19 protein-coding genes, 1 pseudogene and 1 riboswitch are annotated in these 22620 nt (G+C 64.8%); of the genes and pseudogenes, 5 read left to right on the forward strand and 15 right to left on the reverse strand.

Translation table 11 applies throughout. The features are described 5' to 3' along the window. Window positions 1-75: 75 nt before the first annotated feature. From J2S53_RS10915 to J2S53_RS10935, 5 genes and pseudogenes are all read right to left on the reverse strand, one after another. Window positions 76-1131, reverse strand: a complete 1056-nt coding sequence (locus J2S53_RS10915; RefSeq protein WP_456240869.1) for a thiamine ABC transporter substrate-binding protein — start codon at window positions 1129-1131, stop codon at window positions 76-78. A gap of 34 nt (window positions 1132-1165) precedes the next feature. Beyond that, a riboswitch (TPP riboswitch) is annotated at window positions 1166-1275 on the reverse strand. Window positions 1276-1395: 120 nt separating this feature from the next. Continuing rightward, on the reverse strand, window positions 1396-2358 hold the full coding sequence (locus tag J2S53_RS10920) for an FAD-dependent oxidoreductase (protein WP_456242770.1): 963 nt from the start codon (window positions 2356-2358) through the stop codon (window positions 1396-1398). A 147-nt stretch (window positions 2359-2505) separates the two neighbouring features. Then, window positions 2506-3734, reverse strand: a pseudogene (locus tag J2S53_RS10925) (RNA-guided endonuclease InsQ/TnpB family protein); the annotation flags it as partial. A 155-nt stretch (window positions 3735-3889) separates the two neighbouring features. Further along, on the reverse strand, window positions 3890-4615 hold the full coding sequence (gene bioD / locus J2S53_RS10930; protein ID WP_456240870.1) for a dethiobiotin synthase: 726 nt from the start codon (window positions 4613-4615) through the stop codon (window positions 3890-3892). A gap of 5 nt (window positions 4616-4620) precedes the next feature. Further along, on the reverse strand, window positions 4621-5976 hold the full coding sequence (locus J2S53_RS10935) for an adenosylmethionine--8-amino-7-oxononanoate transaminase (protein WP_456240871.1): 1356 nt from the start codon (window positions 5974-5976) through the stop codon (window positions 4621-4623). Window positions 5977-6061: 85 nt separating this feature from the next. On the opposite strand from J2S53_RS10935, the gene J2S53_RS10940 reads away from it, so the two are divergent. Continuing rightward, window positions 6062-7243, forward strand: coding sequence for an 8-amino-7-oxononanoate synthase (locus J2S53_RS10940; protein WP_456240872.1), 1182 nt, complete (start codon window positions 6062-6064; stop codon window positions 7241-7243). Between the two features lie 227 nt (window positions 7244-7470). Here the strand turns inward: J2S53_RS10940 and J2S53_RS10945 are convergent, their stop codons facing one another. After that, the gene (locus tag J2S53_RS10945; protein ID WP_092979795.1) at window positions 7471-8310 is read right to left on the reverse strand and encodes an SAM-dependent methyltransferase; all 840 of its coding nucleotides are present in this window, start codon (window positions 8308-8310) and stop codon (window positions 7471-7473) included. A 223-nt stretch (window positions 8311-8533) separates the two neighbouring features. Here J2S53_RS10945 and J2S53_RS10950 point away from each other — a divergent pair, with 223 nt between their 5' ends. From J2S53_RS10950 to J2S53_RS10960, 3 genes are all read left to right on the forward strand, one after another. Then, window positions 8534-9427 carry a helix-turn-helix domain-containing protein gene (locus tag J2S53_RS10950; RefSeq protein WP_456240873.1) on the forward strand — a complete coding sequence of 298 codons (894 nt, stop codon included), beginning with the start codon at window positions 8534-8536 and terminating at the stop codon, window positions 9425-9427. 457 nt (window positions 9428-9884) lie between these two features. Continuing rightward, window positions 9885-10124 carry a DUF397 domain-containing protein gene (locus tag J2S53_RS10955; protein ID WP_092979792.1) on the forward strand — a complete coding sequence of 80 codons (240 nt, stop codon included), beginning with the start codon at window positions 9885-9887 and terminating at the stop codon, window positions 10122-10124. Further along, window positions 10108-10440 (forward strand): hypothetical protein, encoded by a 333-nt coding sequence (locus tag J2S53_RS10960; RefSeq protein ID WP_456240874.1) that lies wholly within the window; start codon window positions 10108-10110, stop codon window positions 10438-10440. Before J2S53_RS10955 ends, J2S53_RS10960 begins: the two co-directional genes overlap by 17 nt. A gap of 452 nt (window positions 10441-10892) precedes the next feature. Here the strand turns inward: J2S53_RS10960 and J2S53_RS10965 are convergent, their stop codons facing one another. The 8 genes from J2S53_RS10965 to J2S53_RS11000 all read right to left on the reverse strand — a co-directional run bounded on the left by J2S53_RS10965 (window position 10893) and on the right by J2S53_RS11000 (window position 19867). Next, the gene (locus tag J2S53_RS10965) at window positions 10893-11450 is read right to left on the reverse strand and encodes a flavin reductase family protein (RefSeq protein WP_456240875.1); all 558 of its coding nucleotides are present in this window, start codon (window positions 11448-11450) and stop codon (window positions 10893-10895) included. Window positions 11451-11459: 9 nt separating this feature from the next. After that, window positions 11460-12722: a 3-deoxy-7-phosphoheptulonate synthase gene (locus J2S53_RS10970; RefSeq protein WP_456240876.1), complete on the reverse strand. Its 1263-nt coding sequence runs from the start codon at window positions 12720-12722 to the stop codon at window positions 11460-11462. A gap of 290 nt (window positions 12723-13012) precedes the next feature. Further along, window positions 13013-14218, reverse strand: coding sequence for an acyl-CoA dehydrogenase family protein (locus tag J2S53_RS10975; RefSeq protein WP_456240877.1), 1206 nt, complete (start codon window positions 14216-14218; stop codon window positions 13013-13015). A 61-nt stretch (window positions 14219-14279) separates the two neighbouring features. Next, window positions 14280-15725 (reverse strand): FAD-binding oxidoreductase, encoded by a 1446-nt coding sequence (locus J2S53_RS10980; protein ID WP_456240878.1) that lies wholly within the window; start codon window positions 15723-15725, stop codon window positions 14280-14282. Window positions 15726-15764: 39 nt separating this feature from the next. Further along, complete coding sequence (locus J2S53_RS10985) at window positions 15765-16571, reverse strand: GNAT family N-acetyltransferase (protein ID WP_456240879.1); 807 nt, start codon at window positions 16569-16571, stop codon at window positions 15765-15767. Between the two features lie 747 nt (window positions 16572-17318). After that, window positions 17319-18065 carry an SDR family NAD(P)-dependent oxidoreductase gene (locus J2S53_RS10990; RefSeq protein WP_456240880.1) on the reverse strand — a complete coding sequence of 249 codons (747 nt, stop codon included), beginning with the start codon at window positions 18063-18065 and terminating at the stop codon, window positions 17319-17321. Further along, window positions 18062-19297, reverse strand: coding sequence for an MFS transporter (locus J2S53_RS10995; protein WP_456240881.1), 1236 nt, complete (start codon window positions 19295-19297; stop codon window positions 18062-18064). The genes J2S53_RS10990 and J2S53_RS10995 overlap by 4 nt, the downstream gene beginning before the upstream one ends. Window positions 19298-19339: 42 nt before the next feature. Continuing rightward, window positions 19340-19867 carry a quercetin 2,3-dioxygenase gene (locus J2S53_RS11000; protein ID WP_456240882.1) on the reverse strand — a complete coding sequence of 176 codons (528 nt, stop codon included), beginning with the start codon at window positions 19865-19867 and terminating at the stop codon, window positions 19340-19342. A 193-nt stretch (window positions 19868-20060) separates the two neighbouring features. Here J2S53_RS11000 and J2S53_RS11005 point away from each other — a divergent pair, with 193 nt between their 5' ends. Then, complete coding sequence (locus J2S53_RS11005) at window positions 20061-20654, forward strand: TetR/AcrR family transcriptional regulator (RefSeq protein WP_456240883.1); 594 nt, start codon at window positions 20061-20063, stop codon at window positions 20652-20654. A 43-nt stretch (window positions 20655-20697) separates the two neighbouring features. Here the strand turns inward: J2S53_RS11005 and J2S53_RS11010 are convergent, their stop codons facing one another. Then, a complete protein-coding gene (locus J2S53_RS11010; RefSeq protein ID WP_456240884.1) occupies window positions 20698-21693 on the reverse strand; it encodes a streptomycin biosynthesis protein in 996 nt (331 codons plus the stop codon). Window positions 21694-22620: the final 927 nt, after the last annotated feature.

The following is a 22620-nucleotide window of genomic DNA, read 5'->3' on the forward strand; positions in this document are numbered from 1 at the left end:
CGGTGCCGTCCGGCCTGGCCCTGTTCGCCGTCGCCCCGTTCGCCGTCGCCCCGTTCGCCGAGGCATCGTCGGCCGTCACCGGTTCGTCAGGGACCGCCACTGGCGTATCCACTCGGCGCGGTCGCGCTCCACCCGCTGCGGCCTCATCTCGGTGGGTTCGGACGGTCGCGGGGCGACGCCCTGCCAGCTCTCCGGCAGTTCAACCCCCATGAGCACCGGATAGACGTACATCTGCTCGGGCATCCGGCGCTGGAACTTCCACGAGAGCAGGAAGTCCATCAGCTCCCGCGCTCCCTTCGGGTTCGTGGCCCCGTCGATGACACCGGCGTACTCGATCTGGCGGTAGCACGTGTCCAGCAGTGCCTTGGTGCGCGGTTGTCCGTTCCGGTCGACTTCGGCGGCGGGTGAGGAGGCGTAGGAAAGCACGATCGGACGGGAGCCATCGCCGGACGAGCCGGAGAAGTCCTGCTTGTAGGCCTGCTGCCAACCCGAGGAGATGCGAACGTCGTTGTTCATCAGCTCTCGCCAGTAGTTCTGCCATCCCTGCTCACCGAACGTGGACACGGTGTTGAGCAGGAAAGCCAGCCCGGGCGAGGAGGTAGCCGGATCGGGAACCGCGAACAAGCCCGCGTAGCGCGGCTCGGCCAGATCCGCGAGCTCGGCGGGCGGTTCGAGGTCGTGCTGTTCGAACCAGCGCAGATCGATGTTGACGCAGACGTCGCCCGCGTCGACGGGTGTCGGGCTGTCGTTGGCGCCGTAGCCGTACTTGATCGGGATGCGGCCCGCCCCCTCGGGGCGGTAGGAGGCGAACACCCCGTTGTCGACGGCGCGCGAGAGGTACGTGGAGTCGACGCCGAAGGCGACGTCGCCGATCGGGGCGTCCTTGGTGAGCACCAGCTCGTTGGTGAGTTCGCCCGCGTCTCCCTTGCGCAGGACTCGGAGCCGGTAGCCGGACTCCCGCTGGAACCTCTTCCGTAATTCGTCGCCGATCACGAACGAATCGTGCGTGACCAGCGTCACGGTGGGGGCCTGCGAGTCACGGCCGGTGCCCATGAGTGAGCATCCGGCCACCAGTAATGTGACTGCCACTGCCAGCGTGGCACGCGTTCGACGTGCGGTACTGCGTCTCAACGATCCTCCCGTGGTCACACCACGAGTGCGACACCGAGCTGATCGCACGCCTCCCTGCGCCGGCATTACCCGGTTCAGGTAGGACGGTCGAGGACCCCGTGTCCTCCTCTCAGCCCAGCGCACTGGACTCCCGTGGCGAACCGGAAGTCTACTGCATCGCACGATCCCGGCCGGGACCCGAGAGCGATTCACTCCGGTTGGGCTCCGTTGACCCGCTCTTACCGGCGACGCACCTCGCGGAAGCTCCCGATGAGAATCGCACCGCTACTCGTCCGTGGCCAACTCGGCCGCCTCGTGGGCGCATCCCCAGGAGACGGCCACCCCGTCGCCGCCGTGGCCGTAGTTGTGCACGATTCGGGCGCCTTCGTAGTGCTCCACCTTGAGCCGTACGCTCTCGCTCCTGGGGCGCAGGCCGACGATCTCCTCCCGGACGGGCGCGTCGCGCAGCTCGGGTCGGATCTCGGCACAGCGACGCAGGATTCCCGCCGTGATCTCCCTGTCCGGAACGCGGTCCCAGGCGTACGGCACCGCGACACCGCCGAGCACCAGCCGATCGCCGTGCGGCATGTAACTGGCCCACCGGCCGCTCTCGGAGAGCTCGACGAAGTACTCCGCGATCCCCGGGTTCTCCACGACGACGTGTTGCCCGAGCACGGGCAGCACACCGGCGTCACCGACCAGCTCACGTGCTCCCACCCCGGTGCAGTTGACCACGATCCGGCTCTCCCCGGCGGCGTCCGAGAGGCTCGGCACCTGGCTGCGGAGCAGCTCACCACCCGCCTCGCGGAACCGACGGGTGAGGTAGTCCAGATAGCGGGGCATGTCGATCAGCGGGAGCGTGGCCCGCGCGCCTGCCGTGAACCCGTGCGGCAGTTCGCCCGGCTCGCAGGCACGCAGATCCGTCATCAGCCGGGTCTCCTCGGGCCGTGTCGCGGCGATCGGCTCCCGACTGGCCACAGTGCCGAGAGCCAGGTGAACTCCCGTGCCCGGCTCGTTCGCCAGTCCCAGGAACCGACCGTGGGAGCGTCGGGCCCAGGCGACGGTGCGGTCACGGGGACCCGACGAGATCGGCCCCCAAATCGCCCCGGCCACCGCCGAGGTGGTCTCGCCGGGGTACTCCGTGGTTCTGATACGCACCTGACAACCGCGTTCGGCGAGCAACACGGCCGTGGTGAGCCCGGAAACGCCGGCACCGATGACCAGAACCCTCGGCGATCGACCATTCATTGACTGACGATAGCACCGGACGAGTCGGCGGGACACCTTCCGCGCGGACACGGACACCGACGCTCGCCCGCCGGACGCGCGACGCGAACGAATTGACTTCCTCCCTGCCCTGGGGGCGGGGATTCCCATCGGGCTCGCGCCCGGTAGTTCCTGCTTCACAGCCGACTGCCGAAGGGAGGAGACCCTTGCGGACTCACACCGGCTCCACAGGCTTCGCCGGACTATGGCCCGGCTACCGCTCGACCAGCGGCAAGGATGTTCTTCGCGGCGTTGTGGTCCCGGTCGTGCCGGGTGCCGCAGTCGGGGCACGTCCATGCCCGCGTGGAGAGTGTCAAGCTCGGCAGCAGGTGTCCGCACGCGGAGCACGTCTTCGACGACGGGTACCACCGGTCCACGACGGCCAGGGTCTTGCCCGCGCGGGTGGTCTTGTATTCCAGCTGGCGCCGGAACTCGCCCAGCGCGGCGTCCATGACGGCCCGGTTGAGCCCGGCCTTGGCTTTGACGTTGCGGCCGGGCTTGTCGGTGGTGCCCTTCGCGCTGCTGGTCATGCCGGACACGGTGAGGTCTTCGATCGCGATGACATCGGCACGTCGCACGAGGTTCGTGGTGGTGCGGTGCAGGAAGTCGGCGCGGGCGTGGCGGATCTTGCGGTGCGCGCGGGCGACCTTGCGTTTGGCTTTGCGTCGGTTGTTCGAGCCACGCTGCTTGCGGGCCATCTGTCGTTGGTAGCGGGCGAGGTCGCGTTCCTTGCGGTCCAGATGCTTGGGGTTGGCGATGGTCTCGCCAGTGGACAGCGTCGCGAAGTCCTTCACGCCGAGGTCGATGCCGAGGGCCTCGCCCGTGGGCGCGGCGGATTCGGGGTCGTCGGTGTCGACGGCGAACGTCACGTACCAGCGCCCGTCCTGCTCGCGAGAGACCACCACCATCGTGGGGTCGATCGTGTCCGGGTCGATGTCGGGCCAGGACCACACGAACTCAAGCGGTGTGGATTGTTTCGCCAACGTCAACGTCCCGTCGCGCATACGGAACGCGCTGCGGGTGTAGTGCGCCGACTGTTTGCCGTTGCGGTTCTTGAACCTCGGGTACTTGGCGCGTCCGGCGAAGAAGTTCGCGAATGCGGTGTGCTGATGCCGCAGGGTCTGTTGCAGCGGCACGCTGGAGACCTCGGACAGGAACCCCAGGTCCTCAGTCTTCTTCCACCGCGACAGGGCGGCGTCGGTCTCGGTGTAGGACGTTTTCGTGCCGTGCGCGTGGTAGGCGCGGTGCCGCTGGGCGAGGGTCTTGTTCCACACGAGGCGCACGCACCCGAACGTGCGACCCAACTGGGCCGCCTGGTCCGAGTCCGGGTAGGCCCGGCACTTATACGCCGTCCGCATACCGATCATTTCACACGACTAGCGATCATGAGTAAGCATGTGGGTACGTGGTCACCCAACAGCACTCGGGATCGCTTTCCTCTCCGCCCTGAAGACCGAAACTTCCAACGATCGGAGCCTGGTGACGCGACGTGGTTCGCCACGCTCGGGAGGAGTCACCGTGCGGCCCCGAGCCCGACCGCGTCCCACTCCCCGCCGAGTCCGGGCGCCAGCCCCGATACCGCGACGGCGTGGAACTCGGCTCCCCGCAGTCGCCCGGATCCCTCGGGCAGCGCCCCGAGCAGCGGAACGCCGGTCACGGCGGGAAGGTCGGCCGCGTTGCAGCGCGCCGCGAGATCAGGATCACTCGGTCGGCTCCCGATCACGAGCCCGGGGCAGTCCAACCCACGGTGGCGCAGTTCCCGGACGGTCAGCGTGCTCGCGTTCAACGCGCCCAGTCCCGCCGGGCACACCACCAGCACCGGCGCGGCCAGTGAGGCCGCCGCGTCGGCGAGCGTGCCGCCGTGGTCGTCATAGGGCACCAGCAACCCACCGGCTCCCTCCACCAGCACGAGATCGTGCGAGGCGGCCAACCGAGCGACCGCCGCGACGATCCGCTCCGGAGTGACCGGCGAGGTCCCCTCGCGTCGCGCCGCCACGGCGGGTGCCAACGGATCGCGGTGGCGCGCGAGTTCCAGAGTGGTGACACCGCCCGTCGTTCGCTCGACCCCACCGGTCATTCGCCCGATCGCGGCGGTATCACCCTCGTCGTCGCCCACGGTTCCGGTCTGCGCGGGTTTGAGCACCGCCACCGAGCCGGAGGCGGTGGCGGCCAACGCGGCGGTGACCACGGTCTTGCCGACCCCGGTGCCGGTACCGGTCACGAAAAGCGTCCTGCCCATCGCGCTCACCCCGCTGCCGCCGCCGCGCGAACGGCCTCGGTCACCGTGGCCAGCTCCTCGGGACCGATCACGTAGGGCGGCATGGTGTAGATCAGGTCGCGGAACGGACGGAGCCACACCCCGTGCTCGACCGCGGCACGACTCGCGGCGGTGGTGTCCACCTCGTGATCGAGCTGTACGACACCGATCGCTCCGAGCACTCGCACATCGCGCACCCCGGGCAGCTCCCGCACCGGGGACAGCCCGTCCCGCAACCCGGACTCGATCGCACCGATCTCGGTGCGCCAGTCCTTCTCCAACAGTGCCCGCAACGAGGCGCAGGCCACCGCGGCGGCGAGGGGATTGCCCATGAAGGTGGGTCCGTGCGCCAGCACGGGCACCGAGCCCCGCGCTATCCCCTCGGCGACGCGGGTGGTGCACAACGTCGCGGCCATGCTGAGGTAACCACCGGTGAGCGCCTTTCCCACGCACATCACGTCCGGCGCGACCCCGGAGTGGTCGGCGGCGAACAGCTCGCCCGTACGTCCGAAGCCGGTGGCGATCTCGTCGAAGACGAGCAGCACCTCGTAACGGTCGGCCAGCTCGCGCAGCGCGCGCGGGTACTCGGGCGAGTGGAACCGCATGCCGCCCGCGCCCTGCACGATCGGTTCCACCACGACGGCGGCCAGTTCCTCGTGGTGGCGCCGCAGCAGTTCCTCGAAGTGCTCGAGGTAGTCGCGCTCGACCTCGGCATCGAACCCGGCGGGTGGAGCCGCGGCGAAGAGCTGCTCGGGCAGCGCACCGCGCCACAGGTGGTGCATCCCGCCTTCCGGGTCACACACCGACATCGGATGCCAGGTGTCGCCGTGATAGCCGCCGCGCCAGGTGAGCAACCGTCGTTTCCCGGCCCGCCCCCGACCGCGCCAGTACTGCAGACACATCTTGACCGCCACCTCGATCGCCACCGAGCCGGAGTCGGCCGGGAAGACGTGCCGCAGCGGGTCGGGGGTGATCTCGACGAGGCTCGCGGCGAGCCGCACGGCGGGTTCGTGGGTGAGGCCGCCGAACATCACGTGACCCACACGGTCGAGCTGCCGCCGAACCGCCTCGTCGAGGTCGGGGTGGCGGTAGCCGTGGATCGCCGCCCACCAGGAGGACATGCCGTCGATGAGTTCCCGCTGCCCGTACCGCTCGGAGCGGGTGCGCAGCCTCACCCCCTGGGCGTCGGTCACGGTCAGCGGCTCCGCGGCGGCGGGCATCTCCGAATAGGGGTGCCAGACGTGATTTCTATCCAGTTGGGACAGTTCTTCCGGTGACAGCGGTGTGTCCGACAGGGCTCTGAGCACACCGGAATGCTGCCGCGACACCGGACGGAACCCCATTCGCGGCGGGAACAAATCCCCGGCACCGCGGTTGTACGTCCCGGCCACTGGTCACCGGCTCGCCACTCCCCCAGGCTCCGACGACATGGCCCCTCGGACCACCACTCCCGACGAGCCGGATCCGGAAACGGTGTTCGACCGACTGGACCGGGAAGCCGAACGCCGTGACCGCGCGGGGCTGACCAGGAGACCACCGACTAGATCGGCGGCGGAGAGCACACTGGACCTCGCGGGCAACGACTACCTCGGGCTGGCGACCCACCGCGCGGTCACCGGAGCGGCCGCGGACGCCGCACGGCTGTGGGGAGCGGGCTCGACCGGTTCCCGCCTGGTCACCGGCACAACCGAGTCGCACGCCAAGCTGGAGACCGAACTCGCGGAGTTCTACGGGACGGAATCGGCGCTGGTGTTCTCCTCGGGATACACCGCCAACCTGGCGATGATCACAGCGTTGGCCGACGAGCGTTCGGTACTCGTCTCCGACCGCCACAACCACGCCTCGCTCATCGACGGGTGCAGACTCTCCCGGGCCGGGGTGCGCATCGTGGACCACACCGATCCCGACGCGGCGGCGAACGAGCTCTCCCGGCATCCGGGGTCCGGGCTGCTGCTGACCGAGTCGGTGTTCTCCGTGGACGGTGACACCGCACCGCTGCGGGAGGCGCTGCGGGTCTGTCGCGTGAACGGCGCGGCGCTGCTGGTCGACGACGCGCACGGCCTCGGCGTGCTCGGTGCGGGCGGGGCGGGCGCGCTGACCGAGTTCGGCATGCGCGCCGCACCGGACGTGGTGAGCACGGTGACCCTGTCCAAGTCGCTGGGAGCACAGGGCGGGGCGGTGCTGGGGCCGCACCGCGTGATCGAGCACCTCAGGCAGACCGCCCGCACGTTCGTTTTCGACACCGGCCTGGCCCCGCCGGCCGTCGCGGCGGCAGCGGCGGCGTTGGGGGTGCTGCGGGAGCAGCCGGGGCGTGGCGCACGGGTGCGCGAGGTGGCCGAAGGACTGCACCGGGAACTGGTGCGACGCGGCGTGCCCGCCACCCGGCCCGGGGCCGCGGTGCTGGGCATCCCCGTGGGCGGGGCGAACGCCGCCGTGGCGTGGGCCGCGGCATGCCTGCGCCACGGCGTACGAGTGGGGTGCTTCCGGCCGCCCTCGGTTCCCGACGGTGACGCGCGGTTGCGGCTGACGGCGCGGGCCGATCTGGGCCCGGAACGGCTCACCGAGGTGGCAGCCGTGATCGCCGAAACCGCTCCGGAAGGCACCGGGTGAGCCGGGTGTCGCCGGGCACGGCCACGAAGCCGTCCGTCTGAACCGGCTCGAGCGGCCGAAGCTCTTCCGGAACGGTTCGTCGCGGGGCTCGTCTCGGTGGGAGTGCCTCTCCGGCACGACAGCGCCGGAGGGGCACTCCAGAGTTCGTCAGCGTCACCGGTTCCGCCACGGCGGAATTCCGCGGGAAGACTCCGCCGATCGGTCCGGAAAGGTGGGCGGAACTTCGATCAGGGCTTGCGGCCCACGGCTCCGACGATGCAGTTCGACACTTCCGGCTCCTGCTTGTAGCGGGGGCCGTCCGGCCACCAGTCACAGCACCGCACCAGCCCCGGATCCACCAGTTCCAGCCCCGGGAACATGCTCCGGATCTGTTGTTCGGTGCGGAACTTCCCACTTCCCATCGGACTGTGGGTGAATCGGTCGTCCATCCTGTTGGCCAGCGCGGTGTAGTAGTCGTCGTCCCGCGGATCGTAGAAGTGACTCAGAACCACGAACGATCCCGAGGGCAACGCCTCGATGTACTCCCGCATGATGTCGCCGGGGTCGCGTTCGCCGACGTAGTGGTGCAGTGTTCCGACCTGGAGCAGTGCCAGCGGCTGGGAGAAGTCGATGTGGGCGTTGACCACCGGGTCTTCCAGAATGGTTCGCGGCTGGAAGATGTCGGCCGGGCTGAAGTGGGTCTTCTCGTTCTCCTCCAGCAACGCACGGCCGTGGGCGAGCACCACCGGATCGTTGTCCACGTAGACGACCCTGGCCTCGGGGTTGAGCCGCTGCGCCACTTGATGGGTGTTCTCGGCGGTCGGTAAACCGGAACCGCAGTCCAGGAACTGCGAGATGTCGGTCTGGCTGGCCAGGAAACGGATCGTCCGAATCAGGAATTCGCGGTTGTCCCAGGCCAGGTCAGCCGCTTCCGGCGCTGCCTGCTTGACTCCCTCGAAGACTTGCCGATCGACTTCGTAGTTGTCCTTGCCACCGAGAAATGCGTCGTAGACCCTGGCGATACTCGCCTTGCTCGTATCGATGTGTACCGGAGTAGCGCTCTCCGGCGGGGATCCTGCTTCGGTCATCTCAACCTCGTGTCGGGGGTCGGGTTCAGGGTCGGACGGTGCACTCGGCGTAGGAGTGTCAGCGCATGCTGTAAATGCAAGCACAAGGAGGTAATCTCACGAAACCGTGCGGCAGAACTTCGATTGGCACGAATGCCGGATCGCCTTCCCCCCGAACGAGTTCACCGCCGACTACAGTGTGAAAGCGAGAATCCGGTGTGTACACCGACGAACAGGAGTGGGGATGACCACCGTCGATTCCGGCGAACCCGATGACGAACACGTCGAGGAACATCCGAAACCGACAGCCAGGCGAATCGTGTTGGGCGCACAGCTGCGCAGGCTGCGCGAGAGAGCCGACATCACGCGCGCCCAGGCAGCGGACGAGATTCGCGGGTCCGAATCCAAAATCAGCCGGATCGAGCTCGCCAAGGTCAGCCTGAAGGAACGCGATGTCCGCGACCTGCTCAAGTGCTACGGGGTCACCGACGACGAGCAACAACAGCCGTTCCTGGAAATGGTGCGCGAGTCCAAACAGCCCGGCTGGTGGAACCGCTACAGCGATCTGATGCCCGATTGGTTCCAGGACTTCGTCGGTCTGGAGGAGTCCGCCTCGCGGATCCAGACCTACGAACTCCAGTTCGTGCCGGGACTGCTGCAGATCGAGCCCTACGCCAAAGCCATCGCCAGTCACGGCAGACCGGAGCTGGCCGACGAGAACGTCCGGCGCAGGGTGGCACTGCGCATGCAGCGGCAGAAACTGCTCAACGGGCCGCAAGCCCCTCGGGTGTGGGCGGTGATCGACGAGTCCGTGTTACACCGGCCGATCGGTGGACTCGACGTGATGCGGCAACAGTTGGACCACCTGCTGGAAATGACCAAGCGTTCCACCATCACGCTGCAGGTGGTCCCGTACCGGCTCAGCGGTTACGCCGCGGAGGGCTCGTTCAGCATGTTGCGCTTCGCGGAGCCCGAGCTTCCGAATCTGGTCTACGTCGAACATCTCGCGGGCGCGCTGCACCTGGACAAACCGGAGGAGATCGAACAGTACAGCAGGGTGTTCGACCACCTGACCGTGGACGCCGAGACCCCGGAGGAGTCCAGGAAGCTGTTGCACAAGGTGCGGGCGGAACTCTGATTCCCGGATCGGCCGGGTTCTCGCAGGCCGGGATCTCGTAGGCCGGGATCTCGTAGGTGGTTACGGGGCGGAGCCTCCCGCTGATTCCCGCTTCGGGAGGTTTTCCCGGCGACTGGGCCCGCACTTCGGACCACCGATCACTCACCGCCACCTCGGTCGTCCATTCGGGTGAGTCGCGTCGTCGAACCAGAGCGACTCGACGGAAACGAACCGTGAAACGGAGTTCCCCGGGCATCGAATCGAGAAGCACGCGACACCAGCGGCTCGCGCCGCTCAACCGGCCGAACGCCGAAATTTCCGAGCAGTATACCCGGGTGACACCCTGCACAGGAACCTGAACAATCTCGCACGATCGTGTGTATTCGTGCAGCTGCACGTGCAGATGCATTGCCTTTTCGGCGCCCCGTTGGCAAGATCTTGTGCACGTGCAGATGCACAACGCAGAAAAGGTGACCACATGAGCGAGATGACCCGCACCAGCACCTCGGCTGCCGAGCTGCCGAGTGTGCGGTGGCGCAAGAGCAGGCACAGCGGTGCGATCGGGAACTGTGTGGAGGTCGCCGCGCTCAACGGCGGCGAGGTCGCCATGCGCAATTCCCGTGACCCGGAAGGCACCGCTCTCATTTACACCCGTGCCGAGATCGCCGCGTTCGTGGCCGGCGCGAAGGACGGAGAGTTCGATGACTTCATCAGCTGACACCCAGTGCGATTCGGACGCGCGACTGCGCGAACTGATGGCCCGGGGTTTTCAGTTCATGCAGTCCACCGATTCCCGTGGCGAGCTGCGGGCGCTGGTCGGCGTGCGTGGGCACGACAACGTCATCGACGTGGTGCGCCTCGAATCGGAGGACCACGTGACGGCGACCAGGATGCCGAGCTACGAGGAGAACGTCTTCGAACCGAGCACCACCTGGTGGCATTCCAGCGGCCAGGTATGCGACGTGATCGACCGACTGCTCGAACTCCCCGACGACCACACTCCCGGATCCCTGCTGGTCGCCGCCGGACTCTAGTCGGACTTCGTCGACCGGTTCCGCCGAACCGGTCGCGTAGCACCTCACTTGATGAGTTTTCGATCGTCCGCTGCGGCGACGTCCGCGGAGAGTGGCGCCGGGATGGCAAACAAGCCCGCTGGAAACTTCGGTAAGACCCGCTCGCGGGTATTAGGTATCGCCACGGGAAGACCGCACCCACGGGTGCGGTCAAGGCCGCGTTGCGATACGACAACTCAGGGACATTTTTACACGTTTCCTGGACGGTTAAGGAATTTTGGCTGGTTGTACGTTCGCCGAAGGCGGGGGGAGATCCCCGCCTTCGAACGTATAACGGCTCTGCTGGGAGCTTCGTAAGCAGCGAGAGGATCTAATCGTAACTGGTCAATCCATAAGGAGGATCCTTCCGCGCGGTATGGGAAAACTGGTTCCGCCGCGACTCCGATGTTTCGGCATCTCGATCTTTCAGGCTCCTACGGTGGGCCATCGCCGACCGAATGAGGATTACCCGTCCTGTCACTCAATCCCAGAGTGCGGTGTGTGCCGAAGGAACGGCGATGGTAGGTGAGCGGACTCTGCGGTGTGCTGTCGGCTGTCGTTACACGACCGAATGCCACAAGATGGTCGCCGCCTTCCACAAGCTCGGCCAGCTCGCACGCCAACCAACCGGCTGTATGCGCGATTCGTGGCAACTCTTGGTCCACATACCAATCGAGTCCCGCGAAGCGATCGATCTCCTGTCGAGTAAACCGCATCGCGGTATCCGCCTGCTTCGACCCGAGCACGTTCACTCCGAATCGCCGGGAAGAGCACAGTCTCATCAGTAAGGTGGAACGTCGGTCGAGAGCAACGAGCACCATCGGTGGTGTCGTGGACAGCGAAGCGAACGCACTCACCGTGGCGCCGTACGGCTTGTCACCGCTCATGGTGGTGACGATGGTGACGGGCGCGCAAACCGAAGCCATGGTTTCACGAAACACCTCCGCTGTTACGTCCGAGGTGCTCGGAGGACCGGTCGAGTGGATGGACACACGTGCTCCTCACTGTGTTGGAACGCTCGCGGAAGCGGGTGGAACAGGCCCGGTGGACGGGGCGCCGGATGACGACCGCCAAACCGAGGCGATCTCCACGGCCTGTCGTGGAGTGAGCCGCGGGTCGCACAACGATGTGTAGCGCCTTCCCACCTCGGCTATTCCAGTGGCATCGGACACGCATTCGGTGACAGCGGCGTCCGGCGTGGTTTCCAGGTGCAACCCGCCGGGCACACCACCGCCAACGTCCACTGCCTCGAGAAAGCCGTGCACCTCACGTCTCATCTCGCTGAGCAGTCGAGTCTTGTACCCCGACGGCGCCGTCGTTGTGTTGCCGTGCATCGGATCGCACAGCCAGATCGCCGGATGACCCGCTCGCCGAACCGCGGTTACGAGAGTGGGCAGCACTTCGGCGACACGGTCCGCACCCATCCTCGCGATGAGCGTCAGCCTGCCCGGCTCTCGGGAAGGGTCGAGCGCTTCGCAAAGTCTCACCAATTGGTCGACGTCGATACCAGGACCGACCTTGCAAGCGACCGGATTCACCACGTTGGCGAGCATTCGCACGTGCGCTCCGTCGACTCGGCGGGTGCGCTCGCCGATCCAGGGCCAGTGCGTCGAGGTCAACAAAGATCTCTCCCCTACGCAGGGCCGAATCTGGGGCAGCTCGTAGTCCAACACGAGCGCTTCGTGGCTCGTCCAAACGGGAGCACCCACCGAAGCTTTCCACGCCCCCGAACGTTGCCGCAGGTAGTTCATCGCGCTGAGCGCTGCGGCATGGCAGTCAAGCATCCGCCGCGGATCCGGACGACGCTCCTCCTCGTTCGGCGCGGAGCCATTGACGAGCTCGCCTCGGTAAACCGGTAACTCGTAACCATTGACTGTCTCGACCGGCCGCGATCTCGGTTTCGCGAACTGCCCCGCGAACCGTCCCACACGCAGCACCGGAAGTCCCGAGTGAGCGGCGGTCACACCTGCGACGAGGTCCAGCACCCCCACCTTGCGAGAGAGGTACTCGGGCGTGCATTCGGCAGGGTCCTCGGAGCAGTCGCCCGTTTGTACAACCTGGTACTGCCCGGCGGCCACGCCCGCGAGCAATGTCCTGAGCAAGTACACTTCCTGCTGCGTGACCAGAGCGGACGCTTTGTTCAGACGTTCCCGTACCTCGCTGACTGTCTCCGGCAATTCCCAGGGTGGCTGCTGTTCGGCAAGCGTCGGATCCAGATCGATTCGGGTGTCGATCGGAGGTGCATCCAGTATTTCTGTGTTCATTTGGCAACCTTCGGTGGTCAGGAGAAGTGTTGCGGTTTTGGTCCGGACCGGCGTCGTAACGAGGTTCTGGACATGGCCCCCCGGCATCGTCCGGATATGCTTGACGCACGCTCAGCCGAACCTGTCACGAAAGATGCTGATGAGCTCGTCCGACATGAGGGCCTCGGGGTCGAAGAGCTCGGAAAAGGAGCCGATACGGGCGGGGAAGAACCTTCGCCGGACAATCCCCGCGAATCCGAATAGTGCCCCGTGGTGTGAGCACGCGGACTCACGTCATCGCGTTCGATATATCAGAGGAACAGGCTGTCGGAATGTCCGGTGAGCAATAGCTGCCCCGCTGAGGTGACAATCTGTTCCTGTCCCACTGCGTGCTGACACATCGTGGTGCAGTCGCGCAACCAACGGTCCAGCGGGGAAGCGGTCCGGTAGATAGCCGCTCCGCCCACGAGGTCGTAAAGCGAGTTGACAATATCCCGCGCGACACGGAAAGCGTTGTAGCGAGCCAAGGCAACCGCAGCCCGCTCGTACGCGGTTTGCGGTGTCCCCGAGACGAGCTTCTCCCATTGCTGGTGCACCGAGTCGAAAACCGCGGCGCGAGCACTCGACAGCTGGATCTCAGCGGTGGCGACGGCATTCTGGACTCGTCCCTTATCCGCCCAACGGTCACCAGTCGCACGATCCACACGGGACTCCGCGAGCTCGCGGACATAGTCGATGGCGGCCCTGGCAACACCAAGCGGCACCCCGGCCATTTTACGAAGAATAGTGTCCGGGGCCGCGTGGAGCGGTCCATCCCGACGCGGCTCGTCCAGGCTGAAAGACCGTTCCTCCGGCACGAAAAGGTTCTCTACGGTGTAATCACGGCTACCACTGCCCGCCAGTCCGGTGGTATGCCAGGTATCGAGAATCTCGAAATCCTCAGGGCGCGCGACCATGATGCGCCAATTTTCCGATCTGTTTCCACGAGGATCAGATTCCGGTTCCCCATCCGAGTAAACCTTGCACCCGGCTACCAACCAATCGGCGTGTGTGCAGCCGCTTCCGAATCGCCACCGACCACTGACCCGGTACCCGCCGGCGACGCGCTCGGCGACGCCTTCGGGGTGGATCCAGCCCGCGGTGATCATGTCAAGGCGCGGGAACATTTCCCGCGCCTTCTCATCGGGGAGGTATCCTGAGTAGATCCCGGAGTCGGCACCGATCATCGCGCACCAGGCCACCGAGGCGTCGGCTTTCGCCAACGCTTCGATCACCTCGATCTGTTGTGCTGACGTGAGCTCCGGGCCGCCCCAGGAGCGCGGCATGTTCATCCGGAACACTCCTGCTTCCCGCATCGAAGTGACGATGTCCCGAGGCAGGCAACGGTGTTGTTCGATCTCCTGCGCCCGCTCGCGCAGGGTAGGTGCGAGTACGTGGACACGCTCCAGCAGCGTTTCCGTGGTGAGCGCTTCCGCCGGAAGGTTCGTCTCGGAGACGTGTTGGGCGACAGTGGTCATGATCTGCTCCTTGGAACTCGTGGAAGGGATGTGCTCGGTGGTCATCGGATGTGGTCGTTGGTCATCGGTAGCGTCCGGGAGCGAGTACGAAATTCGGATCGATGAGATCCTTGATGCGACGGGACAGACATCGCGCGTTCTCGGTATGTGGAGCGCCGTCATTCCAGCCAGCGTGATCGACGTCCAGACGGTAAGGGCGGTAACCGGCGGTGCCGAACAACTCGTAGAGTCGGTCGAGAGCACGGTGTGCGTCTTCCGCCTCCGCTGTTCGACGTGGGTACTTCATGGACACGACGAAGTCGACGACATCACCGTCGAGTGCGTTCACCGTGGCCCCCGGTCGTACACCCGTTTCCCGGTGGACACATTCCAGTAGCTCGTACGCGTGCGCGACATCCTCACCCGTGAACGGCACGAGTGGGAGGAAGAAGAGCCAACCCAACTCACCCTCATCCACTTCGGATGCCGAACGCCGGAACGTCGCTTCCAGCAGCCAGTCGTTCGTGTCGGGATCACCAGCGTAAGCATTGTCGACCATGGTGCTCACGACGTCGTCGCCGTCGGGTTCGGGCAACCTGGTCAGTACGCTGGACCGTGCGGCCTCGGCGGCGACTACTTCTGAAACGCGTTCGACCGCGGTATCCAGACCGTCGATGCACACATGCGCCCGATAGCCTGCGGAAGCAGCACCGTACAACTGGTTCGCCGTCGCGTCGTAGATCTTCACAACCCCGTTGACCAAGCCCTGCCGTACCCATCGGCGCAGCTCGTCAACAGCCGCGAGGAGATCCTGCCGGTCGAATTCGAAGCGCTCTGTGTTCATCCGCTCCGGGCGGGGCATCAGGCGCACCACCCCCGCGGTAGCCACCCCGAGGTCGGACTGGGCGAACAGCTGCACCAGCGAGGGACCGAGTCCGTAGGGATAGATCGCCGAAGAAGTGCCGTCCGCCAGGTCGGGCCACCAGCCGATCCGAACGAGCTCACCGTCCGGTAGCACGATCTCCAGGCCGACCAGGTCGGCGACGCGTTGTCTGCGTAGCCCCACTCCTCGGTCAAGTGCGTTTCCCAGCACACTGGTGTGCGCCGAGGACGCGGTGACATTCAACATCCGATCAGTCCCGCGCAGTCTCGCTGCGAGCTCGCCCTGGGTAACACCGGGTTCCACGATCGCCCAGCCTCCCTCGGTGGAAAGGGCGCGCAGGGTGTCCAACTCGCCGACGTCCAGCAGGACCGTGCCGTCGGCAACGGGTTCCCGTGAGCCCAATCCCCAGTTCCTGCCGGTACTGACGACATGCATGGGCGCCGGTGCGCTCGTGTCGTTCGCTCGTTCCAGCAACTGACGAACGTCGTCGACCGATGAGGGGCGGAGGGTGGCAGGCACCTGCCGAGAAGGGAACAAACTCACGTTGGGACCCTGTGCTCCTTGGTGGTGAAACACGCGTTCCGGTCCCAACAGCGTGGTGGCGATATCGATCAGGGAGGTTGTGGTGGTTGAGGTGACAGACATGAATGGCTACCCCCAAAGTCATCGAGGAAGTGGGCGGTATCAGGCGTATGTGACGAGATTCAGTGCCGACTCGGTCGCGGCGAAATGGATCTCGTCACTGAACGTGCCGTCGAGATTGCGGAGACGGTTACTACGGACACCGTCCGGCAGATATCCAGCTGCCAGGGCAACGGCCAGGGAAGCCTGATTCTCCGGCTTTACGCCGAGTTCGAGTCGGGAATAACCCGCCCCCCGAAGTGCCCACGTCGTCGCTAATTTGAGGGCTCGTGCGGCGAATCCGCGTCCCCGATAGGCGGGGAGGACACCGTAACCGACGTCGGCCACCTTCGGCGGGACAACGGAACGCAGGGCCAGTTTCCCCGCAGGCTGACCGGTCGCCGCGTCAACGATGGTCATCAATCCCTGTGGGCCGGTCAACCACTCCATTCGCGCACGAACGGCTTTCTCTGCGATGTCCCACTCGGTGAGTGGTTCGACGAGCGCGAACCGCTTCGCCTCCGGATTCGCCTGCTCCTCGTACAGCGCTCGCGCATCCTCGGGGTGTGTGACACGCAGACGTACTACACCGTCGGACAAGCCACCCGCCTGCAGCTCAGGGAAGCAGGGCGGTATCGGGGTACCGACGTCGTGGGATAATCGAGAGAACACGGCTCTTCCCAAGGTTTCCGGCTCTCGCGTGATCCCTTCATAGCGCATCCCGGCACCCAGCGCTGCCCTCGCCCGTTCCACGTCCTCCAGCGAGCACCTCAGCTCAACCCGGCGTGACCCGTCCGCGAAGGCCTGCTCGACCAGTGCTCCGAGCACCGGAGCGACTTCACTGCCGAGATCCGCTGTGTGCTCAAGCACGTAGTCCACGAGCGTCGTATCGGCCTGTTGGTGGCCCGATAGGTGTCGCAGAGTCGCGGTTCCTACGGCTATTCCGTCCGGTCCAGTAACCACGCCTTCACACACTCCCGCGGTGCGGACCAACCTGTCGAGGCGAAACGACCCACTACCCTGGGCAAGCACATCCGCATACGCATGATTCATGTTCTCACCTTCCACGATTAATTGAACGAAAAATATCCGGAACCTCGAGAACCCCGCGATCAGCGCAAGTTCCATAAGATGACAACCATCCTTGTTTGTCAACGGCGTTCACGCGAACCGCACCACTCGACAAACGGCGAGATTCCACATGTTAGCCAGAACAACGAAAAAGTGTTTCAAATCACTGCGCGAAAAAACAAAAAGGTGCGCCCAGGGCCACCCTGGACGCACCTTCGATTTTTTGTCCGACAAGCACGAGAGTGCTCGTTTACCGCGATGTCCGTTCCGGCGATCCGCCGGGCATCCCACTCCGAACAGGGCGAAATACCGACGTGACACCGGCCACATCGGAACAACAGTAACCTACTGCTTCCTACTTCAGGATTACTTCCCGAAGATCGGGTTATCCCACTGCCCCCGGCCGTTCAACCTCCCCATTCCTCCGGATACGGCATGCGAGTTTCACGATGAATACCACTCCGATCCGAGACTCATGCGAGACCGTACTCCAGCGGACTGGGTGCGACCGCGTGACAGCCACGCTCCGAGCCGATCGAAACCTGGTCAGACAGTGTTGCCGCCATCGACCGGCAACGTGGCGCCGGTAACGAAGGAGGCTCCATCCCCGGCCAGGTACACGACGGCGGCAGCGATTTCCGTAGGCTCGCCATAACGGCCGAGTATCGTGAGATCGCGCTGGATCGAGGCGGTCGGACCGTCGGCCGGGTTCATATCGGTGTCCACCGGTCCGGGCGAAACCTGGTTCACTGTGATGCCGTGAGGACCGAGATCCCGTGCCAGTCCCTTGGTCATTCCCGTTACCGCCGCTTTGCTCATGGCGTACAACGTGTTGCCCGGCCCAGGAACTCGCTCTCCCAGACAGCTTCCGATGTTGATGATGCGCCCGCCTTCTTCGAGATGCCGAGTAGCCGCCTGGGCCGCCCGGACACAAGACCGGATGTTGACGTGGAGAGTGCGGTCGATTGTATCCGTCGGAAGATCCTGGAAGGCGACTCCTGACTGGTCCATGAAACCGGCATTGTTCACCAGGATGTCGAGTCGACCGAATTCCGCCACGGTTTCCTCGACCGCGGAAGACGCTTCTTCCGGCACCATCAGGTCCGCCGAGTGTGCCGAACCGCGACATCCCGCGTTCCGTATATCATCGACGACCGTCTCGGCCGCATCCTTGTTCCGCACATAGGTGATGGCCACATCCGCGCCCGCTTCCGCCAGGGAACGTGCGATTCCGGCGCCGATTCCGCGACTTCCGCCGGTGACCAGGGCAACCTTACCGATGAGTTGATTCACTTCGACTCCCGTGTTCTGTCCGTAGTGGCCATCGAGTCAGCCGCCTCCGCAACAGGCTCCGACCGAGAATCCGGTGCGGCGTTCGTTCCTGAGAAGGCTCCCCTGGTCAAAATGTCGGGAAGCAGGGTCAGAAAACCGGCGACCGCTATTATGACCCCGATCCACAACGGGGCCCGCAATCCGTAACCGGCACTGATCCCCAGGCCACCCACCCAGGATCCGAACACGACTCCCATCGTGATGCAGGACGTGTGCACCGTGTTCACCAGTGAACCGCCGTTCGCCGTCCCCATCACGCGGGCCACCAGCGCTGGATTCATGGTCACACCGACCAGACCGATTCCGATCAGCGCGAGGACGACGACAGGGGGCCGTGTGGTGAACAGCCCGAAAACGATCAGCAGGACGATCAGTGACACCACTCCGGCCGTCAGGGTGCTGATGGCCCTCGTGTCCGCCAGCCTGCCGACGATGTAGTTGCCGACGATCGTGGCAGCCCCGTACACGAACAGCAGCGTCGTGACAGTGGTCGCACCGAAGTCGGTCACCTCGGACAGGATGGGTGTGAAGTAGCTGAACGCCGCGTAAGTCGCGCCGATGACCAGGGTGCTGGTGGAGTAGACCGCCCACAATCTCCAGTTCTGGAACGCGGCGATTTCGCTGCGCACGCTTGTTTCCTGCGAAGCCTCGAGACGAGGCACGACGAGGGCGGTGAGTGCGCCCACCGTAATCGCCATGACGGCGACGATCCAGAAGCTCATCCGCCAGCCGAAGGACGAACCGATGTAGTTCGCCAGCGGAAGCCCCAGCACGGTGCCGGCCATGAGACCGCTGAGGACGATGGAGCTCGCCCGAGCCGCGACGTTGGGGCCGGCGAGTTGGATCGCGGCGGCGATGGCCACGCCGAAGAAGGCTCCCGAAACCGCACCGGTGATCAAGCGGGCGACGATCAACAATCCGTATCCCGGCGACAGCGCTCCCAGCACCTCACCGGCCACGAAAGCCCCGAACAGGACCATGAGAGCCGACCGACGAGGCAGCCTCAGCAGCGCGGTGTTCAGGAACGGCCCGCCGATCGCCATGGCCAGGGCGTACAACGAGATCAGATAGCCGACCTGGGAGACGGAGACGCCGAGTTCCTGCGCCATGGCGGGCATCATTCCGGTGACCTGCAGTTCGCTGGTCACCAGGGCGAATATTCCGAGCCCCAGTACATATACGGCGATGGGCATGGCGGTGGAGTTCCTCTCGACGGGATTCGTTGTCGTACTGGGTCAACCGACGGAGTCGGCTTGTGCCTGAAAAGATCCGTAACGTCTTCCGACCTCGATCGCGTGCTCGTTGTCGGAGGGCTGGAAGTGGGGAACGGCTACTCCTGGCACCGCGGGTCTCCCGGTTTCTAGGAAAAAACGCTCGAAGCCGCCTGGTGTGAAGATGAGGAGTTGTCGAGCGGTGTGCAGACCCTTGTTGCGGAATCCGTGCATCGTGTTGCGCGGAATGAATACGAAATCCCCGGAGCGCCCGATCACGGTCTGATCGCCGATGTAGATTTCGAGTTCGCCTTCGACGATGTAGAAAGCCTCGTCCTCATATGTGTGGTTGTGCATCGGCGGCCCCCCACCCGGAGGAACCGAGGCTTCGAGCAGTCCCAAGTTGCCGCTGGAACCCTCCTGGCCGATCTTGACCGAGTACACGTCCCCGTTGAGCCACACCGTTGATCCACCGCCCGCGGGCACGTGGACGAAGGGGGTCGTGGTTACGCCGTCGGATGCCGTGCCCCCGACGGCCGGAGCGTCGTCCATACCGCCTGCCTCTGAACCGTGAACATGTGCGGCGTCCACCGCTACGGACGCCGCGTACAAATCTTGACCGATCGGTCATCATTAGAACGAGGCAGCGAGATACTGTCAAGCGGTAACCTGGTTCCCGAACACGGTGCTCGTGGTCAACGGCCGTTGAGCACGAGTCAGAACACCCGCGCCACGGGGAGACCCCATGCCGAGAGGACGTCACCGAGAGTTCGACTTCGACGCGGCTGTCGACGCTGCCCTCACCGTTTTCTGGGGCAAGGGGTACGAAGGCACGAGCCTGGCCGATCTGACCGACGCGATCGGTATCCGCCGCGGCAGCCTCTACGCGGCGTTCGGCAGCAAGGAAGCCCTGTTCGAGCGGGCGCTGCTGCGCTACAGCCGCACCATCGCTCAGTACGTCGACGAGGCGATAACAGCTCCCACCGCCCACGAGGTCATAGCTCGGATCTGGCACGGGGCCGCGGAGGCCACCACCGACGAGAACGCGCCGCACGGTTGTCTGATCGTGCACGGCGCGCTCAGCTGTTCCAGCGAGAATGACGCCGTCAGGTCACGTCTGGCCGAGATACGACACAATGACAAGCAGCGGCTGCGCGAAAGATTCGAACGCGCGATAGCAGCAGCGGATCTACCGGCCGAGACCGATCCCGCCGCGCTGGCGAGCTATGTCGCGACGGTACAACACGGCATCGCCGTACAGGCGCGCAGTGGAGCGACTCGTCAGGAGCTGCGGACCATGGTCGATTTGGCGCTCGCCGGAATTCACCGCTCAGTATAATTCCGCCGGTTACTCAGACAGTGCCCTGTCATATTTGCTCCTGTCATACTTGCGCGCACCCCCGTGACTCCAGACGTTGCGCGAGCTTGTGCCAAGACTGCCCGAGGTCGCGTGCCAGTTCCGCAACGGTTTGCGCACAGTACGACGGGACGTACTCGGCGATATCGACGTTCGCGAGGGGAAACGACTGGGTCCGCAACAGGCGCAGCAGAGCACGACCGGTTTCGCTGAACCGCAGGGTCGGATCTTTCTGCAGCTTCCGCAGCATGTCCTCCCGTTCACAGTAGGCGATGGAGACGTCCTCTCCAGCTACCTGTGGCTGGTCACGCTCGCGGTGCCCACCACGTTGCCGCGACGGTACCGGATCCTCTCCCGACTGCATTCGCTTTCGGACGTCACACACGGTCGACGGTGCTATTCGGGCAGCCCTGGCGATTTCCCGGACAGAGGCATCCGGACGCTCTCGTAGCAATTCACTGGCCAGCCGTCGTCCGGTGGCACCGTTCAACGGCCGCTCCCGACCGTCCCTGCCTATCCGGGTGTTCGACCGAGGATCTTCTTCGGTCGAACGGCGTCGGATCGCGGCCACGGTCTTTCCTGAGAGCCCTGCGATGAGCGCGATGGCTCGATCCGACCACTGCGGATGCGAATCGACGATGCGTGCGGCGGCGGCAGTACGATCGGTGAGGGAAAGCGGGAGGCCGTGTCTCACATTCGCCTGTACCGCTAGGATGAACACGTCCTCCTCGTCGCCATCGTAGAACTCTACCTCGATGTGACTCCGGCCTTGCAGCAGTGCCACACGCAGGCGATGCATTCCGTCGATGACACGCATGGTGGGGCGATGGACGACGATCGGTGGAAGCGGATCGTCCGACTCAGCCAGTATCCGCACGTGTTCGGTATCCTCGCCGTCCAGCCTCGGTGAGTCAGCGGACAGGAGCGTGTCGACCGGAACCGAGAACGTCGACTGCGTCCTGGTGACAGTGCCCCTCCGCTCCACCTGCGCACGGTCGGGACACCCTTGCTCGACGGACATAATTTCCCTGTCGATTCCTTCATTGAACACAAAGACTCCAAAGCATACAATCTTGATTCAGGGCTATCGTCGTGTCTGCATGGTTCGAAGGCATTTCGATACGACGCAACGAACACGACAGAGACGCCAGTCACTCGATGACAGGTTTTGGCACGGTCAGGGAGACCTGAATCCGTGCATGCCGACCCGCATTGTGACGCAAGCCCCACCCCGCAGTGCACGAGATCCTTCGATTTGGAGACTGTCTCTCAAGACCCAGTCCACGGCTGGATACGCCCCTGATACCCCCATCATTCCTTTTGACCAGCAACGTTCGTGTCAGCAGTCCCGCCATCGCGCACCCGAGAGGTAGCGTGCGCCGGTAACGACGCGTTCCGCTAGCACAAACGGGCCCGGGCGGCGGAACCCCCGTTCCCCCACGACATTCTCTGACGAACGGCGACAGAGGACTGAGGAAGTGATTCACTGTTCAATTCGACAGGCAACCACAGACCGTTATTCTCCTCTTGACTCGTTTATTCAAAACATCCGTTCTCGACCGGCCACTTTAGCCCAGAACACTGTTGATGTCGAACCGATGTGACTGATTTCCTTTCGATGCACCACAGTGCGTACACCGCTAGGCCGATCGGTTCAACAGCTTTACCTCCAGACAATGCACACGGAGGATGTGTTCGTAATTTACATAAAACTCGAACAACGAAAGGAATATTTTTCCCAAGTGCGAGTTTTCAGAGGAAAACTCACACGTCCTTCAGGGTTTCGGCGGCAAGCGGGGCAGAGAGCCGCGTCGTCGGCAGTGGCGGTATCGAGCTCGGTGCTGATGCCGTCGACTCCGGCGTAAGCGGCACCGCTCGTATCCGGCCGGTAAAGCGCCAGGTCGCTGGTATCGCTCACCAAGCGGAGTAGAGTAACTCCGCGATGCTA

The sequence above is a fragment of the Actinopolyspora lacussalsi genome, assembly GCA_030803735.1.
GTDB classification, from domain to species: domain Bacteria; phylum Actinomycetota; class Actinomycetes; order Mycobacteriales; family Pseudonocardiaceae; genus Actinopolyspora; species Actinopolyspora lacussalsi.

What these genes read in the sequence shown, in the direction of transcription:
- J2S53_RS10970 (WP_456240876.1), bottom strand. Translation starts at nt 12,722, where the DNA reads ATGAACACAGAAATACTGGATGCACCTCCGATCGACACCCGAATCGAT.
- J2S53_RS10980 (WP_456240878.1), bottom strand. Translation starts at nt 15,725, where the DNA reads ATGTCTGTCACCTCAACCACCACAACCTCCCTGATCGATATCGCCACC.
- J2S53_RS10975 (WP_456240877.1), bottom strand. Translation starts at nt 14,218, where the DNA reads ATGACCACTGTCGCCCAACACGTCTCCGAGACGAACCTTCCGGCGGAA.
- J2S53_RS10945 (WP_092979795.1), bottom strand. Translation starts at nt 8,310, where the DNA reads ATGACCGAAGCAGGATCCCCGCCGGAGAGCGCTACTCCGGTACACATC.
- J2S53_RS10950 (WP_456240873.1), top strand. Translation starts at nt 8,534, where the DNA reads ATGACCACCGTCGATTCCGGCGAACCCGATGACGAACACGTCGAGGAA.
- J2S53_RS10995 (WP_456240881.1), bottom strand. Translation starts at nt 19,297, where the DNA reads ATGCCCATCGCCGTATATGTACTGGGGCTCGGAATATTCGCCCTGGTG.
- J2S53_RS10920 (WP_456242770.1), bottom strand. Translation starts at nt 2,358, where the DNA reads ATGAATGGTCGATCGCCGAGGGTTCTGGTCATCGGTGCCGGCGTTTCC.
- J2S53_RS11000 (WP_456240882.1), bottom strand. Translation starts at nt 19,867, where the DNA reads ATGGACGACGCTCCGGCCGTCGGGGGCACGGCATCCGACGGCGTAACC.
- bioD (WP_456240870.1), bottom strand. Translation starts at nt 4,615, where the DNA reads ATGGGCAGGACGCTTTTCGTGACCGGTACCGGCACCGGGGTCGGCAAG.
- J2S53_RS10940 (WP_456240872.1), top strand. Translation starts at nt 6,062, where the DNA reads ATGGCCCCTCGGACCACCACTCCCGACGAGCCGGATCCGGAAACGGTG.
- J2S53_RS10960 (WP_456240874.1), top strand. Translation starts at nt 10,108, where the DNA reads ATGACTTCATCAGCTGACACCCAGTGCGATTCGGACGCGCGACTGCGC.
- J2S53_RS10955 (WP_092979792.1), top strand. Translation starts at nt 9,885, where the DNA reads ATGAGCGAGATGACCCGCACCAGCACCTCGGCTGCCGAGCTGCCGAGT.
- J2S53_RS10935 (WP_456240871.1), bottom strand. Translation starts at nt 5,976, where the DNA reads ATGGGGTTCCGTCCGGTGTCGCGGCAGCATTCCGGTGTGCTCAGAGCC.
- J2S53_RS11005 (WP_456240883.1), top strand. Translation starts at nt 20,061, where the DNA reads ATGCCGAGAGGACGTCACCGAGAGTTCGACTTCGACGCGGCTGTCGAC.
- J2S53_RS11010 (WP_456240884.1), bottom strand. Translation starts at nt 21,693, where the DNA reads ATGTCCGTCGAGCAAGGGTGTCCCGACCGTGCGCAGGTGGAGCGGAGG.